Here is a 16,067-nt window from a genome sequence, read left to right on the forward strand (position 1 = left end):
GACAGCAGCTCGCCCAGCTCGTCGATGGTGGACTGGGTCGCGGCACCGGCCGGCACCATCACCCACACCACACGCGGCGCCGCCAGCTTGTCCACAAGTTCCTGCAGGCTGTGGACGTCGGCGAGGTCCGGGTTGCGGTCGTAGCCGATGACAGTGTGTCCGGCCTGGCGGATGCGGGTGCGCATGTTCCCGCCCATCTTGCCGAGACCGATGAGACCGAGCTCCATCGTTGATCCTTCGTTCGAAGCCTGCCTGACCTAGGTCGAGCCTACGTCGGCCCCTGAGGGCCGACGTGACCGGACAGGCCTCGCATCAGCCGGACAGCCGGACCGGCATGATGAGGTACTTGTACGCATCGTCCGCCTCGGCGTCGGCCGCCGGACGGCCGCTCAGCAGCGCGGGCTTGGTCGACGTGGTGAACGACAACTGCGCCACGGGGGAGTCGATCGCGCTCAGACCGTCCAGCAGGAACGTCGGGTTGAAGGCGATCGAGATGTCGTCGCCGTCCAGCTTCGCGTCCACCCGCTCCACAGCCTGTGCATCGTCGCTGGACCCGGCCTCCAGGGTCAGCACGCCCTGCTCGAAGCTCAGCCGCACCGGCGTGTTGCGCTCGGCCACCAGGGCGACGCGCTTGACGGCCTCGACGAACGGGGCGGTCTCGATGACGGCGACGGAGTTGAACTCGGTCGGGAAGAGCGTGCGGTACTTCGGCAGGTCGCCCTCGAGCAGCCGGGTCGTCGTACGGCGGCCCGCGCCCTCGAAGCCGATCAGGCCCTCGCCCGCGCCGGAGCCGGCCAGGGCGATGGAGACGGAGTCGCCGTTGGTGAGCGACTTGGCGGTGTCCAGCAGCGTCTTGGCGGGCACCAGGGCGACCGCGGAGATGTCCGGGGTCTCCGGCTTCCACAGGAACTCGCGGACCGCGAAGCGGTAGCGGTCGGTGGCGGCCAGGGTGACGGTGTCGCCCTCGATCTCGATCCGCACACCCGTCAGCACCGGGAGGGTGTCGTCACGGCCGGCGGCGATCGCGACCTGGGCGGCGGCCGCGGCGAAGACCTCGCCGGGGACCGTGCCGGAGGCGGTCGGCATCGCGGGCAGCGCCGGGTACTCCTCCACAGGCAGGGTGTGGAGTGTGAATCGCGAACTGCCGCAGACGACGGTCACGCGCACACCGTCGGTGGAGATCTCCACAGGCCTGTTGGGAAGTGCCCGCGAGATGTCGGCGAGCAGCCGGCCGGAGACCAGGACGGTGCCGTCCTCCTCGACGTCGGCCTCGACGGAGACCCGGGCCGAGACCTCGTAGTCGAAGCCGGACAGGCTCAGCTGGCCCTCCTCGGCCTTCAGCAGCAGCCCCGCAAGGACCGGCACCGGGGGACGGGCCGGGAGACTGCGGGCCGCCCAGGCCACTGCCTCCGCGAGTACATCGCGCTCCACCCGGATCTTCACCGGAACCGCCTCCTGCTGTTGCTGGCTGTCTGTGGCCGACTGTCTCTTGGCCCTGCTGGCCCTCTTGCCGGGGAACAGTCTGACAGCCGCCACCGACATGCGGTGCGCGTTGGGGTCAAGCCGGAGCGGGAGGGGTCGGGCGGTCGACGGCTCGTTTGTGCACAGGCCCCGCTTCGAAGCAGGTCTCCCGGTATCTATCCCTGGTCGTAGTAATAGGGGGTGTGGATACCGTGGATAAGTGGTTCCTGTGCAGGTCAGGCCGCGTTTTTTGTCCACCGCGCCTGTGGGTGGGGCCCGTGGACAAACAGCCCCGTCTGTGGACAGCCCGACGTTGTGCACACCCGATGCACAGGGCGGTGCCAGTTCTCCCCAGGCCTGTCCCCAGGAATACCCAGGTTCTCCCCAGCCCAACCCACCACGTTGGTGTGACGCGGTTCACTCCGACCGGTGATGGGCCGTGTCGGGTTGCCGAACAGTGGACAGAACTGTGGAGAAGCCACCCGGATGTGGGGACAACCGCCCCGATCCTGTGGGCGGCCGGTGGACAACTTCGTGGACGTCCCCGGAGGGCGTCGGCGCATCCACAGTCTGTGGATCCGGGTTGCCCACAAATCCACACGCCTCCCAGCAGGCGCGATGAGTCTCCCACAGCCCAGGCTGTGGACGAGTTCTGGACAACTCGGGCATCCCCAGGCTGTGGACGGGGAAAACCCTGCCGTCGCTGTGGAGAGACGTTCCTGTGCGCGGTTCGCGGCCGGCGCGTTCGAACAAAGCGAAGCGCCCCGGGAGTTGGACCCGGGGCGCTGAGGAGGTGCGGAGGCCGCAGAAGCCGCTGAAACAGCCCGCGGAGGGCCGGCAGAAGCCCGTGGTCAGCTCTTGATGCGGTTGGTGAGCTCCGTGACCTGGTTGTAGATGGACCGCCGCTCCGCCATGAGGGAACGGATCTTCCGGTCGGCGTGCATCACCGTCGTGTGGTCGCGGCCGCCGAACAGCGCGCCGATCTTCGGCAGCGACAGATCCGTCAGCTCACGGCACAGGTACATGGCGATCTGGCGCGCCGTGACCAGCACCCGGCTGCGGGAGGAGCCGGAGAGGTCCTCCACGTCCAGCCCGAAGTAGGAGGCCGTCTCCGCCATGATCGCCTGGCCGCTGATCTCCGGAACGGAGTCCTCGCCGCCCGGGATCAGGTCCTTGAGGACGATCTCGGTCAGCTGGAGGTCCACCGGCTGCCGGTTGAGGCTCGCGAACGCGGTCACCCGGATCAGCGCGCCCTCCAGCTCGCGGATGTTGCGCGAGATCCGGGAGGCGATGAACTCCAGCACCTCCGGCGGGGCGTTGAGCTGCTCCTGTACGGCCTTCTTGCGCAGGATCGCGATCCGCGTCTCCAGCTCCGGCGGCTGGACGTCGGTGATCAGGCCCCATTCGAAGCGGTTGCGCAGCCGGTCCTCCAGGGTGACCAGCTGCTTGGGCGGCCGGTCCGAGGAGAGCACGATCTGCTTGTTCGCGTTGTGCAGGGTGTTGAAGGTGTGGAAGAACTCCTCCTGCGTCGACTCCTTGCTCGCCAGGAACTGGATGTCGTCGACGAGCAGGATGTCCATGTCGCGGTACCGCTTGCGGAACGCGTCCGCCTTGCCGTCGCGGATGGAGTTGATGAACTCGTTGGTGAACTCCTCCGAGCTCACGTACCGGACCCGGGTGCCCGGGTACAGGCTCCGCGCGTAGTGCCCGATGGCGTGCAGCAGGTGGGTCTTGCCGAGGCCGGACTCGCCGTAGATGAACAGCGGGTTGTACGCCTTGGCCGGCGCCTCGGCGACCGCCACCGCCGCGGCGTGCGCGAAGCGGTTGGAGGACCCGATGACGAAGGTGTCGAAGAGGTACTTGGGGTTCAGCCGGGCGGTCGGCTCGGCAGGGCCGCCGGAGCCGCCCGAACCCGTGCCCATGCCTCCCGGGCCCGCGCCCGGAGCGCCGCTGTGGCCGGTGTGAGCGCTGTGGCCGCCGTGGCTGTTGTGGTTGCCGTGCCCTCCGGGGCCGACGGGACCGCCGCCGTTGTGGCCGCCCGGAGTGCGGGGGGCCGGCATCGGGGGCAACGGGGTCGCGGGAGGCTCGCGGCGGGGCGGGACCTGGTGCGCCGGCGGCATCTCGTAGCGCGACGGGGGCGACGGATACGGCTCGCGCTCCTGGAAGTCGGCGAGCCGCTGCTGCTGCCAGTGGTCCTCGGGGTCCCGGGGCGGCCAGCCGCCGGGAGCGCCGACCTGGTGCTCGGGGTAGGCGCGGCGCATCCGCGGGCCCTCCCCGTAGCCGTGCTGCGGCTCGTCATAGGGGGACGGCTCGGGGTCGTACGGTCCCTGCGGCATCTCGTGGGCGGGCGGCGGTGCGGGAGCCGCCTCCTGCTCGCTGCCCGAGGCGACGGCGATGGCGATGCCCACCGGGTGACCGAACTCACGGCTGAGCACTTCGGTGATCAGCGGGAGGAGCCGTCCCTCCAGCACGCTCTTGGCGAACTCGTTGGGAGCCGAGAGCACGGCGGTGCCCGCGACCAGGGCGAGCGGCTGGGTGCGCTGGAGCCAGTCCGCGTCCTTCGGCTTCAGGTCGTCGCCGTCGACAAGGAGTTTCTGCAGGACCCTTGGCCAGACTGAGGCAAGATCGGCAGTTACGTCAGCCACAGGGCACGCTCTCTCGGTCGCTGGTCGGTGCCGATGGGTCCCACGAAGGTGTGGTTCTTGGGACGGACGGGAATGTTTTGGGGTTCCGCCACGGTAGTCAGCAGGGCCTGCCTGGTTCAAGTCGTTGTCCACAGGGTGTGCAAAACCACGTCCGTATGGCGGCGCCGACGGGCCGCCGGACCCGCTGGTTTGACCTGATGCCTCAGCCGCGCGTACCGTAACCAGGTCGAGTTGTCGATGGCTGCTGCCGCCTGCCTACCGATGGGCGAGGATCACCATGGTGATCGTTGAGCGGTGCACACCTGGGATGTTCCGCGAGTTTCTCGTGGGCGCACGGTGACAGCCATGCGACGCCCCGCCAACACACGATTCATCCTGGAGCCCCCGAGTGAGCAAGCGCACCTTCCAGCCGAACAACCGTCGTCGCGCCAAGACCCACGGCTTCCGGCTGCGCATGCGTACGCGTGCCGGCCGCGCCATCCTCGCGACCCGCCGTAGCAAGGGCCGCGCCCGTCTGTCCGCCTGATCGCACCGAAGCGCGAGGTGTGATGTCGTGCTGCCCACCGAGAATCGGCTGAGGCGGCGACAGGACTTCGCGAGCGCGGTACGTCGAGGACGCCGGGCCGGACGACCCCTGCTGGTCGTCCACCTGCGCACCGACAGTGAGACAAAGGACCCGCACGCGGCGGGGGGAAGTGCTCCCCCGGCGCGTGCGGGTTTCGTTGTCAGCAAGGCCGTCGGAGGCGCTGTCACCCGGAACCTGGTCAAGCGTCGGCTTCGTCACCTTGTTCGCGAACGTCTGTCCGTGCTGCCCCCCGGTAGCCTGGTAGTCGTACGAGCGCTGCCCGGTGCGGGTGACGCAGACCATTCACAGCTGGCCCGAGACCTGGATGCCGCCCTCGGGAGGCTCCTGGGGGTGGCGAGATGAAGTACCCGCTGTTGGCGTTGATCAAGATTTATCAGTGGACCATCAGCCCGTTGCTCGGTCCGGTCTGCAAGTACTACCCCTCGTGTTCTCACTACGGGTATACGGCGATCGATCGGCATGGCGCGATCAAGGGCACCGCCTTGACCGCGTGGCGGATCCTGCGTTGCAACCCGTGGTCGCTGGGCGGCGTGGACCATGTCCCGCCCCGTAAGCGACCGCCGTGGCACGCTCGCCTGCGTGAAGCTCTCCGGGGCCGCACGGCAGGCGGGTCCGTTACTCCCGAGCCCGTCGAGACCCCTAATGCCCAAGGAGCCTGACCGTGGGGATCTTGAACCCCCTCTACGACGCAGTTTCGTGGATCATCGTCCAGTTCCACTCGCTGTACAGCCTTGTCTTTGACAAGGACAGCGGATTGGCCTGGGGTCTGTCGATCGTCTCACTGGTGGTCCTGATCCGGATCTGCCTGATCCCGCTCTTCGTGAAGCAGATCAAGGCGACCCGGAACATGCAGGCGCTCCAGCCGAAGATGAAGGCGATCCAGGAGCGCTACAAGAACGACAAACAGCGTCAGTCCGAAGAGATGATGAAGCTGTACAAGGAGACGGGCACCAACCCGCTCTCCTCGTGCCTTCCGATCCTGGCGCAGTCGCCCTTCTTCTTCTCGCTGTACCACGTCCTCAGCAACATCGCGCAGGGCAACCAGGTCGGTGTGCTCAGCGCCGACCAGGTCGCCAGCGCCCAGAAGGCCCACATCTTCGGCGCCCCGCTCGCCGCGAAGTTCACCGACGGCGCCGACAAGCTGGCCGCGCTCGGCGCCTCCGTGACCGACGTGCGCATCGTCACGATCATCATGATCGTCCTGATGTCGGCCTCGCAGTTCTACACGCAGCGCCAGCTGATGACCAAGAACGTCGACATGACGGTGAAGACCCCGTTCATGCAGCAGCAGAAGATGCTGATGTACGTCTTCCCGATCATGTTCGCCGTCTTCGGCATCAACTTCCCGGTCGGTGTCCTCATCTACTGGCTGACCACCAACGTGTGGACCATGGGCCAGCAGATGTTCGTCATCCGCCGCAACCCCACGCCGGGCAGCCTGGCCTACCAGCAGCGCCAGGAGCGCCTGAAGGCCAAGGGCATGCTCAAGGAGGAGCCGGTCGCCGCCAAGGAGGCGCAGGACGCCGCCCCGGTCAAGCGCGCGCAGCCCAAGCGGCAGACCAAGTCCCAGCGCCAGACGGGCGGGCCCGCCCAGCCGGCCACGGGCAGCAGCAAGCCCAAGCAGGGCGGTGGTGGCGCCGCGGGCAGCAAGCCGCCGAGGCCCAGCAGCGGTGCGGACAAGCCGAACCTGTCGAAGAAGAAGTAGTAGAGGAGCCCCGTCGTGACGGACGGCAACACCACCGACGCGCTGACCCGCCTCGAGCAGGAGGGTGAGATCGCGGCCGATTACCTCGAGGGGCTGCTGGACATCGCAGACCTCGACGGTGACATCGACATGGACGTCGAGGGCGACCGCGCGTCGGTCTCCATCGTCGGCGAGTCGTCGAGCCGGGATCTGAACAAGCTGGTCGGTCGGGACGGTGAGGTCCTGGAGGCACTCCAGGAGCTCACCCGCCTTGCGGTGCACCGGGAGACCGGTGACCGGAGCCGGCTGATGCTGGACATCGCCGGCTTCCGGGCGCGCAAGCGCACCGAGCTGACGGACCTGGGTGTCAAGGCCGTCGAGGAGGTCAAGGAGAGCGGTCAGCCGGTGAAGCTCAAGGCGATGACGCCGTTCGAGCGGAAGGTCGTGCACGACGCCGTCGCCGCGGCGGGGCTGCGCAGCGAGTCCGAGGGCGAGGAGCCCGAGCGCCGCGTGGTCGTTCTTCCGGCCTGACCGCCGTCCTTTTCATTTCCCCGCCGTATCTACGTGGCCCCGTCTGCTCGCAGGCGGGGCCGAATCTTGTCAGCCTGATGACGACGGCCCCTCATGGTTCTGAGGACCCCGCACTACGGAAGGACAGTTCTCGTGACGGAAGCAGCGGCGGAGCTTCCCCCGGCGCCGGAAGTGGCGCGGGAGGTCTTCGGGGAGCGTTTCGCGGACGCGGTGCGCTACGCGGAGCTGCTGGCCGACGCGGGGGTGGGGCGCGGGCTCATCGGGCCGCGGGAGGTTCCCCGACTGTGGGAGCGGCATCTGCTGAACTGCGCGGTCCTCTCCGAGGTGATCCCGTACGGCGCCTCGGTCTGCGACGTCGGTTCCGGAGCGGGCCTGCCGGGCATTCCCCTGGCGCTGAGCCGTCCCGACCTCACGATCACGCTTTTGGAACCGCTGCTGCGCCGGACCACCTTCCTGGAGGAGGCCGTCCGGCTGCTCGGTCTGGACAATGTCGGGGTGGTGCGCGGCCGCGCCGAGGAGATGATCGGCAAGCTGCCCCCGGTGGACGTTGTGACCGCTCGCGCTGTGGCGCCGCTGGACCGGCTGGCCGGCTGGGGGATGCCGCTGCTGCGTCCGCACGGCGAGATGGCCGTGCTGAAGGGGGACACCGCCGAGGAGGAGCTGAAGGCCGCGCGGGCCGCCCTCAGCCGGCTCGGTGCCGCCGAGACCTCCGTGGTGCAGGTCGGCGAAGGCGTGGTGGACCCCCAGTCCACGGTCGTCCGTGTGCTGGCGGGGGAGAGCCCCGGCGGCGTCCGTGCCGCGACCCGGCGTGCCAAGGCCGCCCGGGCGAACCGCCGTCGCCAGCGCTGAATGTGACGTTGGCGACATCCCCTGGCTGTGCTCCATACAACCGGTCAAACCAGGACAACCCGGAGTGTCGGATAGGAAACAGATGCGCGGCTGCGCATCGTGTTTCACGTGAAACGGCGCTCTCTGCTTCCAGGAATCCTCGGTCGCGCCCGTGCGGCGGCCGAATCGCTGACCCAACGGGCCTCGGAATCGATCGCTCCGGCGAGCCGACCGGAGGATTCATCCACAGGAGAACGGGCCTCACTGGTTCGCGACCCCGAAAGCATGGCAGGCTCTGTTCATTGCGAGCTTGTAGTCGAGGAGAGTGAATCCTTGCGGTCCGACGCCAACATCGCGGGACCGATGGCCGATCCGGTCCCCGGTCCCCGTACCGAGCTGTTCGGGGAGGATGTTTCACGTGAAACACCGCCCCCGATGGATGACACCCCCATCGGCCGAGCCGCCCAACTGGCCGTCGAGGCTCTGGGGCGGGCCGGTGAAGGACTCCCCCGCCCAGCCGAGACCAGAGTGATCGTCGTCGCCAACCAGAAGGGCGGCGTCGGCAAGACCACCACGACCGTCAATATGGCGGCCTCCTTGGCCCTCCACGGGGCCCGGGTGCTCGTCGTGGACCTCGACCCCCAGGGCAATGCCTCCACGGCGCTGGGGATCGACCACCACGCCGAGGTGCCGTCCATCTACGACGTCCTGGTCGAGAGCAAGCCACTCTCCGATGTCGTGCAGCCGGTGCCGGACGTGGAGGGGCTGTTCTGCGCCCCCGCCACGATCGACCTCGCCGGTGCGGAGATCGAGCTGGTGTCCCTGGTGGCACGAGAGAGCCGGCTGCAGCGGGCCATCGAGTCCTACGAGCAGCCCCTCGACTACATCCTCATCGACTGTCCGCCCTCGCTCGGTCTGCTGACCGTCAACGCCCTGGTGGCCGGCGCCGAGGTGCTCATCCCGATCCAGTGCGAGTACTACGCCCTGGAAGGTCTGGGACAGCTGCTGCGGAACGTGGAGCTGGTGCGCGGCCACCTCAATCCCAAGCTGCACGTCTCCACCATCCTCCTCACCATGTACGACGGCCGGACCCGGCTCGCCTCACAGGTCGCGGAGGAGGTGCGCACCCACTTCGGCAAGGAAGTGCTGAGCACCAGCATCCCGCGCTCGGTCCGTATCTCGGAGGCGCCCAGCTACGGCCAGACCGTGCTGACCTACGACCCGGGATCCAGCGGAGCGCTGTCCTACCTCGAGGCAGCACGGGAGATGGCGATGCGGGGTCTCGGGGGCGGTAGCGAGTTCAACGAACAGAAGAGCAGCACGGAGGGGATCCAGTGAGTGAGCGACGCAGAGGGCTCGGCCGTGGTCTTGGCGCGCTGATTCCTGCCGCACCCAACGGTGCGGACCAGGCAGCCGCGACCGTGGTGGCCACGGCGGCGGCTGCGGCCGCTCCCGCTGTGGCGGTCCTGGCGCCGGAGCGGGGGATCGCGGTGGCGAAGGTTGCCGCTCTGCCTGAGCACAGTGGGACCGTGGAGATCCCTGTTTCACGTGAAACGCAGGAAGGGACCGTCGACCAGGGGCCGGCCCCGGTGGCGGGAGCCTACTTCGCGGAGGTGCCGCTCGACGCGATCACCCCCAACCCCCGGCAGCCGCGTGAGGTCTTCGACGAGGACGCCCTGGCCGAACTCGTCGCCTCCATCAAGGAAGTCGGTCTGCTGCAGCCGGTGGTGGTCCGGCAGACCGGCACCGACCGCTACGAGCTCATCATGGGTGAGCGTCGCTGGCGGGCCAGCCGCGAGGCCGGGCTGGAGCGCATTCCGGCGATCGTCCGCGCCACCGAGGACGAGAAACTCCTCCTCGACGCGCTGCTGGAGAACCTGCACCGGGCGCAGCTGAACCCGCTGGAAGAGGCGGCCGCCTACGACCAGCTGCTGAAGGACTTCGCCTGCACGCACGAGCAGCTGGCCGACCGTATCGGCCGGTCCCGTTCCCAGGTCTCCAACACCCTGCGGCTGCTGAAGCTCTCGGCGCCCGTCCAGCGCCGTGTGGCGGCCGGTGTGCTCTCCGCCGGGCACGCCCGCTCCCTGCTCGCCCTGGAGGACGTGGAGGACCAGGACAAGCTCGCCAGCCGGATCGTGGCCGAGGGGCTGTCGGTGCGCGCGGTCGAGGAGATCGTGCATGTGATGAACTCCGAGACCGCACCCGTCCGGAAGTCCGCGACGCCACGGGCCGGCAGGCGGGTCTCCCCCGCCCTCACCGATCTGGCGCTCCGTCTGTCGGACCGCTTCGACACCCGGGTGAAGGTGGACCTCGGCCAGAAGCGCGGGAAGATCGTCGTTGAGTTCGCCTCGATAGAAGATCTGGAGCGCATCCTCGGTTCGATGGCTCCCGGTGAGAGCAACACCCTCCAGCGGTCGCTCACCGAGGAGACCGACGAAGACGAGGAGTGAGACCGGCCTGACCGCCCGGCTCCCAGAGCCGTCTCACCACAGCACAGCGGGCCACGTTCCCTTCCGGGAATGTGGCCCGCTTTTTGCTGGACCGTTGGTGTTGTCCGGTGTCGGACATGTCCTCCCGCAGCTACCATGCCTACCAGATGGAGCACGACCCCCCGAGGTGGGAGGCCCCATGCGATCGGTGCGGCGCGCTGGTGTGGAGCACGATTGGCAGACGGCCGCCTTCTTGGCCGCGGGACTGGGGCTGGGGGCGGTGGGTGGCTTCGTCGGCAGTTGGGTCCACGACAGAAACGAGGGTCTGACCTCATGGGGCGTCGGCTCGTTCCGCTCACTCTGGACAACCTCCCGGATCTCCCCAACCGCTGCCGCTCGTGCGTCTTCTGGGAACTCGACCCGGTAAGCGGTGAGGCCGCCGTCCAGGCCGGGAAACCGGAGCTGGAGAAGGAGTCCTGGATATCGGCCGCCCTGCTGGAGTGGGGATCGTGCGGCCGGGTCGTCTATGTGGACGAGGTTCCCGCCGGCTTCGTGCTCTACGCGCCGCCCGCATATGTGCCGCGTTCCACGGCCTTCCCCACGAGCCCCGTCTCCGCCGACGCCGTGCAACTGATGACGGCACGGATCATGCCGGGCTTCCAGGGCCAGGGGCTGGGCCGGGTGCTGGTGCAGACCGTCGCCAAGGATTTGGTGCGACGGGGCTTCCGTGCGATCGAGGCGTTCGGCGACGCGCGGTGGGAGGAGCCCGCGTGCGTGCTGCCGGCGGAGCATCTGCTGGCGGTCGGGTTCAAGACGGTCCGCTCCCACCCCCGCTTCCCCCGGCTGAGGCTGGAACTGCGGACGACGATCTCCTGGCGTGAGGACGTGGAGTTGGCGATCGACCGCCTGCTGGGAGCCGTGCAGAAGGAACCCGCACTGCGCCCGCTGTGAGAGAGCGTGAAAAGGCCCGCCCCCGAGAGGGGGCGGGCCTTTTCGCTGTCCGCCGTCAGGACCGGTGCGTCAGCCGATGAAGTCGGAGAGGTCGCGCTCGATGGCGGCCTTCGGCTTGGCGCCGACGATGGTCTTCACGACCTCGCCGCCCTTGTAGACGTTGAGGGTCGGGATCGACATGACGCCGTACTTGGCGGCGGTGACCGGGTTCTCGTCGATGTTCAGCTTGACGATGGTGATCTGCTCGGCGTGCTCGGCCGCGATCGCCTCCAGGGACGGGGCGATCTGGCGGCAGGGACCGCACCACTCGGCCCAGAAGTCGACGAGGACAGGCTTGTCGCTGGCGAGGACCTCCTCGTCGAAGGTCGCATCGGTCACGATCTTGGTGTTGCCGGCCACGGGTGTCTCCTCGGGGTGTTGTGCGGGTACTTCGGTGGGGGGCAGGTCAGACTGCGGCGGTGGTCTGCTCGGGCTCGCGGGTGTGCTCGGCCTCCGCGTCGCTCAGGGCGGCGAGGAAGCGCTCCGCGTCCAGTGCGGCGGAACAGCCCGTGCCGGCCGCCGTGATGGCCTGACGGTAGGTGTGGTCCACGACGTCACCCGCGGCGAAGACACCGGGGATCCGTGTGCGGGTGCTGGGGGATTCGACCTTCAGGTAACCCTCGCCGTCCAGGTCGAGAATGCCCTTGAAGAGGTCGGTGCGGGGGTCGTGGCCGATCGCGATGAACAGGCCGGTGACCGGAAGCTCCGAGGTCTCGCCGGTCTTGGTGTTGCGCAGCGTCAGGCCGGCGAGCTTGCCCTCGCCGTGGATCGTGTCGACCTCGCTGTCCCAGATGAACTTGATCTTGGGGTCGGCGAAGGCACGCTCCTGCATGGCCTTGGAGGCACGCAGGGTGTCACGGCGGTGGACCACCGTCACGGTCTTGGCGAAGCGGGAGAGGAAGGTCGCCTCCTCCAGCGCGGTGTCGCCGCCACCGATCACGGCGATCTCGTTGTCCTTGAAGAAGAAGCCGTCACAGGTGGCACACCAGGAGACACCACGGCCGGACAGAACGTCCTCGTTGGGCAGGCCGAGCTTGCGGTGCTGCGAGCCGGTGGCGATGATCACGGCCTTCGCCCGGTGCACGGTGCCCGCGGAGTCGGTGACGGTCTTGATGTCACCGTCGAGGTTCACCTCGATGATGTCGTCCGGGATCAGCTCGGCACCAAAGCGCTCGGCCTGGGCGCGCATGTTGTCCATCAGGTCCGGGCCCATGATGCCGTCGCGGAAGCCGGGGAAGTTCTCCACCTCGGTCGTCGTCATCAGTGCACCGCCGGCGGTCACCGCTCCCTCGAAGACCAGAGGCTTCAGCGAGGCGCGTGCGGTGTACAGCGCGGCTGTGTAGCCCGCCGGCCCGGAACCGATGATGATCACGTTTCGGACGTCGCTCACGGGTTCATTCCTCGTCTCTGTCTGCCAGCTGCGCCGGTGTCCCGGCGGGACTGTTGTATCCGCCTAACGGATCCTACGGGCCCCGCATTCCCAGCGCTCCGGCCCTAACGAGGGTATGTCTCCTCACGCAGCAGAGTGCCCGTTGCGGACGGCGTGGCGGCCGTGCAGGAGGCATCCACCACGAAGGCGTCGACCAGTGACCGGTCGCCGGGATGGGGGAGGACGACGAGGTAGGAGTCCGATCCCTCATAGGCCCCCCGACGGGAGGCGAGCGGGGTGCCGTCGTCCGGACGGCCGATCGCCCGCAGGACGCATGAGGGCGGCATGCCGTTGACGTCCATGAGCGGGGACTCCGCGGCGGAGTTGTTTTGCGGGCGGTTCGCCGTACCGCCCGACAGGAGCTGCTGCACCTGTGTGCGGAGTGGGTCGGCTGCTTCGGCCCGCTCGTCCGGTTGGCCGGCGACGGCCGCCGAGTCCTTGGTGTCCGCGTTGGCGGACATGTCGGTCTGCCCGGACGAGGACTCCACGAGGGCGGCGGCCAGCCCGCCGAGACCGAGCACCGCCATCGCGGAGACGGTCAGCAGCAGTCCCTTGTGCCAGCGACGGCGCGTGCGTACCGGCGGGCGGCCTGGACCGGTCGTGGCGGCGGCACGGCCCTCGGGTCCCCGTCCGGCGCCGTGCGATGTTTCACGTGAAACATGCGTCGCCGCCACCACGGGTGATGTTTCACGTGAAACATCGGGGGCGGTGGAGTCCAGCAGGACCTCTGCGGCGAGTGCGGCGTCGATCCGCCCGGCGATGTCCGCGGGCATCCGCGGCGGCCCGGGGAGCGTGCCGAGCAGTCCGCGGATCTCCTCCAGGGAGTCGCGTACGTCGGCACACAGGGGACAGCCGTCGAGATGGCCGCGGATGGAGGCGGACCGCTGGGGCGGCAGAATGCCCTCGGTGAAGTCCGAGATCTCGGCGACCTCGGGATGTTCGTTCGTTCCCGCCGGTGACGTCATCGATGTCCACCTCCGCCCTTCGTGATCCCGTGGCCCGGCCCGGTCTCCGTCTCTGGGACGGATGCGTTCTCCGTCCGGTTCCTTCCCCCGCCCCGATCGGGGCTACTCCCGGTCCCTTCGCGCAGATGGGTCAGGAGTGGCAGCAGCCGCGCACGACCCCGGGCGCATCTGCTCTTGACCGTTCCCGGCGGCACGTCCAGGACGGCCGCGGCCTCCGCCACGGGGTAACCCTGCATGTCGACCAGGACGAGGGCGGCGCGCTGTTCGGCCGGCAGTGTCGCCAGGGCCTTCAGCAACTCCCGATGGAGTTCCCCCCGCTCCGCCGGTGCCGCCGCCGACTCGTGCGGTTCGAGGAGTTCCTCGAACTGCTTCTCGTCGATGACCGACGAGGTCCGGCGGGAGGCCGCCTTGCGGGCCCGGTCCAGGCAGGCGTTCACGGTGATGCGGTGCAGCCACGTCGTGACGGCGGACTGACCCCGGAAGGTGTGGGCGGACCGGAAGGCGGAGACCAGCGCGTCCTGCACGGCGTCCGCGGCCTCCTCGCGGTCCCCCAGCGTTCGCAGGGCCACGGCCCACAGCCGGTCGCGGTGCCGGCGGACCAGCTCCGCGAAGGCGTCCGGATCCCCCGCTACATGACGGGCGAGGAGGTCGCTGTCCGCGACCTCCTCGCCCGTGTTCTGCTTCGGCACACTCCCCCCGTTCTTCCGCTAGCCGCTGACCTTGATCTCGGAGATCCGGCCGCGGTAGTTGCCCTCATCGGTGTGGGGGAGCTGGGTCAGCCAGACCAGCAGGTAGCGGGTCTTGACCGCCTGGCCCGGCTGGAAGGTGACCTTGCCGCCGGAAGCCTCGGCCACCTTGGTGAAGTCGTTGAGAGCGGTCGGCATGGAGTCGGCGCTCGCGTCCGCGGCCATCAGCTCGGCGGTGGTGTCGTCCCCTATGAAGTCGACCTTCACCTTGCCGACCTGCTGGGCACTGCCCAGGTCGACGATGACGCCGACACCGGACTTCAGACCGCCGAGGTTGGCCTGGGTGTACCAACTGGTCTCCCAGAAGGTGGACCCCTTGCCGTCGTACACGTTGCCCACGTCCCGGGGGTTCTCCGAGCCGTCGGTGCCCAGCGGGTCGAAGTCCTTGGCCCCGGTGATGGCGACGGGCTTGCCGGACGTCAGCTGTGCGGTGCCGCTGGGGTTGTCACTGCCACCCGTGGTGTGGGAGGTGGTCGTGCCGCCGTCCTTGGACCGGTTCTCGCGGTCCATGAGCGTCTCGGCGACCTGCCAGCTGCCGAGACCGAGGGCGGCGATCAGAAGGGCCGACACGGACCACTTGAGGGCCTTGCCGGTGCGACCGGTGAGGGTCGGGGGCGGGGTGGCCGGGAGGACCGTGGTGACGTGGGTCGAGGGGTGGGAGGCGGGCTGGCGGTAGGCGCCCTGCTGGTAGGTCGTCCGCGAGTACGAGGCCGTGGACGGCTCCGGGGGGCGGATCTTGGGGGTCGCGGCGACCGCCTTCGACAGCTCCTCCGGGGTGGCGCACGGGCCCGGTTCGCGGGACGCCGTGGCGCCGTCGTTGACCAGTGCCCGCATGGCGAGCTCGGACAGTCCGCGGTGGATCCCCGCCCGCACCTTGTCCGGGGCGACGAGACCGACGTCCTTGGGCAGGCCGCTGAGCCCGTACGCGTCCTCGGGGTACGGCCAGCGCTGGGTGAGGCACGCGTACAGCAGGGCGCCGATCGCCTCGGTGTCCTCGCGCTGCGGGCGCTCGGAGGTGATGCCGCGCAGCGCGGCCGCGACGGCCAGACCGCGGATGCGGTACTGGCCGGCCTCGGTGCGGAGCACGGCGTCCGGGTTGAGCCGGAGGTGGGCCAGGCCCTCGCGGTGGGCGGCGGCCATGGCCTGGGTGACCTGGCTGACCATCTGGTAGGCCTCGTGGGGCTCCAGCGGGTCGACGGCGATGAGCTCGCTCAGCTCACGCGCGTCGGGCAGCCACTCGTGGATGACGTAGACCAGGTCGTTCTCCTCGACGGCGTCGAGGACCTGGACGAAACGGGGGTCGCCGAGGAGTGCCGCCGAGCGGGCCGCGGCCAGCACCAGGCGGGCGCGGCCGTGGTCGGCGGGCAGGATGTGGATGCCCACGGCGCGGCGGAGTTTCTCGTCGAAGGCCTTCCAGCTGCTGAAGCCGTCGACACGGGTGAGGCAGTCCTCCAGGCGGTACCGCCTGGCGAGCTTGTGGCCGCTGTGGAGCTCCGGCGGCGCGTTCCTGGTCGGTGCTGTCTCCTCGGGGAGGGTCTTTTGCGGTGCGTCCTGCTCTTCGCTCAGGTCGGTCGCCTCGTCGGCCGTGGCACTGTCCGCGTGAGCGGTGAGCGGCTTGTCGCCGCTCTCGTTGGCCACTCCGACGGCAGCCGTGCTCCGTTCCGCCACCGTCGTTCCTGCCTCCCCATCCGTTGCAAGATCTGACAACACAGCCAAGGACAATTGTGCCAACAGTCCACCGCTATGCACGACACGCAAGAGCGGGCGATGGTT

17 protein-coding genes are annotated in these 16,067 nt (G+C 69.0%); 9 read left to right on the top strand and 8 right to left on the bottom strand.

Features of this window, described 5'->3' with window-relative positions; translation table 11 throughout:
* From ACIP64_RS35330 to dnaA, 3 genes are all read right to left on the bottom strand, one after another.
* Window positions 1–227 (bottom strand): NAD(P)-binding domain-containing protein (locus tag ACIP64_RS35330; RefSeq protein WP_401595201.1); only part of this gene is annotated, 227 nt, incomplete at its 3' end.
* 85 nt (window positions 228–312) lie between these two features.
* Window positions 313–1,443, bottom strand: a complete 1,131-nt coding sequence (gene dnaN, locus ACIP64_RS35335) for a DNA polymerase III subunit beta (protein ID WP_401595204.1) — start codon at window positions 1,441–1,443, stop codon at window positions 313–315.
* 869 nt (window positions 1,444–2,312) lie between these two features.
* Window positions 2,313–4,106, bottom strand: coding sequence for a chromosomal replication initiator protein DnaA (gene dnaA, locus ACIP64_RS35340; protein WP_401595207.1), 1,794 nt, complete (start codon window positions 4,104–4,106; stop codon window positions 2,313–2,315).
* Window positions 4,107–4,494: 388 nt separating this feature from the next.
* On the opposite strand from dnaA, the gene rpmH reads away from it, so the two are divergent.
* The 9 genes from rpmH (at window position 4,495) to ACIP64_RS35385 (ending at window position 11,115) form a co-directional block, all read left to right on the top strand.
* Complete coding sequence (rpmH, locus tag ACIP64_RS35345; RefSeq protein ID WP_003975051.1) at window positions 4,495–4,632, top strand: 50S ribosomal protein L34; 138 nt, start codon at window positions 4,495–4,497, stop codon at window positions 4,630–4,632.
* A 27-nt stretch (window positions 4,633–4,659) separates the two neighbouring features.
* A complete protein-coding gene (rnpA, locus tag ACIP64_RS35350; protein ID WP_360904518.1) occupies window positions 4,660–5,034 on the top strand; it encodes a ribonuclease P protein component in 375 nt (124 codons plus the stop codon).
* Window positions 5,031–5,351, top strand: coding sequence for a membrane protein insertion efficiency factor YidD (gene yidD, locus ACIP64_RS35355; protein ID WP_401595210.1), 321 nt, complete (start codon window positions 5,031–5,033; stop codon window positions 5,349–5,351). Before rnpA ends, yidD begins: the two co-directional genes overlap by 4 nt.
* Window positions 5,352–5,353: 2 nt before the next feature.
* Complete coding sequence (gene yidC / locus ACIP64_RS35360) at window positions 5,354–6,397, top strand: membrane protein insertase YidC (RefSeq protein WP_401595213.1); 1,044 nt, start codon at window positions 5,354–5,356, stop codon at window positions 6,395–6,397.
* Window positions 6,398–6,412: 15 nt separating this feature from the next.
* A complete protein-coding gene (locus tag ACIP64_RS35365; protein ID WP_360904509.1) occupies window positions 6,413–6,907 on the top strand; it encodes a R3H domain-containing nucleic acid-binding protein in 495 nt (164 codons plus the stop codon).
* A 132-nt stretch (window positions 6,908–7,039) separates the two neighbouring features.
* On the top strand, window positions 7,040–7,756 hold the full coding sequence (rsmG, locus tag ACIP64_RS35370; protein WP_401595216.1) for a 16S rRNA (guanine(527)-N(7))-methyltransferase RsmG: 717 nt from the start codon (window positions 7,040–7,042) through the stop codon (window positions 7,754–7,756).
* A gap of 264 nt (window positions 7,757–8,020) precedes the next feature.
* The gene (locus tag ACIP64_RS35375; protein ID WP_401595218.1) at window positions 8,021–9,073 is read left to right on the top strand and encodes a ParA family protein; all 1,053 of its coding nucleotides are present in this window, start codon (window positions 8,021–8,023) and stop codon (window positions 9,071–9,073) included.
* Entirely contained in the window at window positions 9,070–10,185 is a 1,116-nt protein-coding gene (locus tag ACIP64_RS35380; protein ID WP_401595221.1) for a ParB/RepB/Spo0J family partition protein, read from the top strand. The genes ACIP64_RS35375 and ACIP64_RS35380 overlap by 4 nt, the downstream gene beginning before the upstream one ends.
* Window positions 10,186–10,497: 312 nt before the next feature.
* On the top strand, window positions 10,498–11,115 hold the full coding sequence (locus ACIP64_RS35385; RefSeq protein WP_401595224.1) for a GNAT family N-acetyltransferase: 618 nt from the start codon (window positions 10,498–10,500) through the stop codon (window positions 11,113–11,115).
* Window positions 11,116–11,184: 69 nt separating this feature from the next.
* On the opposite strand, the gene trxA is transcribed toward ACIP64_RS35385, so the two are convergent.
* The 5 genes from trxA to ACIP64_RS35410 form a co-directional block, all read right to left on the bottom strand.
* On the bottom strand, window positions 11,185–11,514 hold the full coding sequence (gene trxA / locus ACIP64_RS35390) for a thioredoxin (protein WP_319663357.1): 330 nt from the start codon (window positions 11,512–11,514) through the stop codon (window positions 11,185–11,187).
* Between the two features lie 46 nt (window positions 11,515–11,560).
* Window positions 11,561–12,544 (bottom strand): thioredoxin-disulfide reductase, encoded by a 984-nt coding sequence (gene trxB, locus ACIP64_RS35395; protein WP_401595226.1) that lies wholly within the window; start codon window positions 12,542–12,544, stop codon window positions 11,561–11,563.
* A 104-nt stretch (window positions 12,545–12,648) separates the two neighbouring features.
* Window positions 12,649–13,548, bottom strand: coding sequence for an anti-sigma factor family protein (locus ACIP64_RS35400; RefSeq protein WP_401595229.1), 900 nt, complete (start codon window positions 13,546–13,548; stop codon window positions 12,649–12,651).
* On the bottom strand, window positions 13,545–14,237 hold the full coding sequence (gene sigM / locus ACIP64_RS35405) for an RNA polymerase sigma factor SigM (RefSeq protein ID WP_401595232.1): 693 nt from the start codon (window positions 14,235–14,237) through the stop codon (window positions 13,545–13,547). The genes ACIP64_RS35400 and sigM overlap by 4 nt, the downstream gene beginning before the upstream one ends.
* An 18-nt stretch (window positions 14,238–14,255) precedes the next feature.
* Window positions 14,256–15,962, bottom strand: a complete 1,707-nt coding sequence (locus tag ACIP64_RS35410) for a serine/threonine protein kinase (RefSeq protein ID WP_401595235.1) — start codon at window positions 15,960–15,962, stop codon at window positions 14,256–14,258.
* Window positions 15,963–16,067 lie beyond the last annotated feature (105 nt).

Source organism: Streptomyces sp. NPDC088733 (genome assembly GCF_044751185.1).
Taxonomy (GTDB): Bacteria; Actinomycetota; Actinomycetes; order Streptomycetales; family Streptomycetaceae; genus Actinacidiphila.

Excerpts from the sequence above, each read along its gene's own strand:
- ACIP64_RS35385 (WP_401595224.1), top strand. The coding sequence starts at position 10,498 with ATGGGGCGTCGGCTCGTTCCGCTCACTCTGGACAACCTCCCGGATCTC.
- ACIP64_RS35375 (WP_401595218.1), top strand. The coding sequence starts at position 8,021 with ATGGCAGGCTCTGTTCATTGCGAGCTTGTAGTCGAGGAGAGTGAATCC.
- ACIP64_RS35400 (WP_401595229.1), bottom strand. The coding sequence starts at position 13,548 with ATGACGTCACCGGCGGGAACGAACGAACATCCCGAGGTCGCCGAGATC.
- yidD (WP_401595210.1), top strand. The coding sequence starts at position 5,031 with ATGAAGTACCCGCTGTTGGCGTTGATCAAGATTTATCAGTGGACCATC.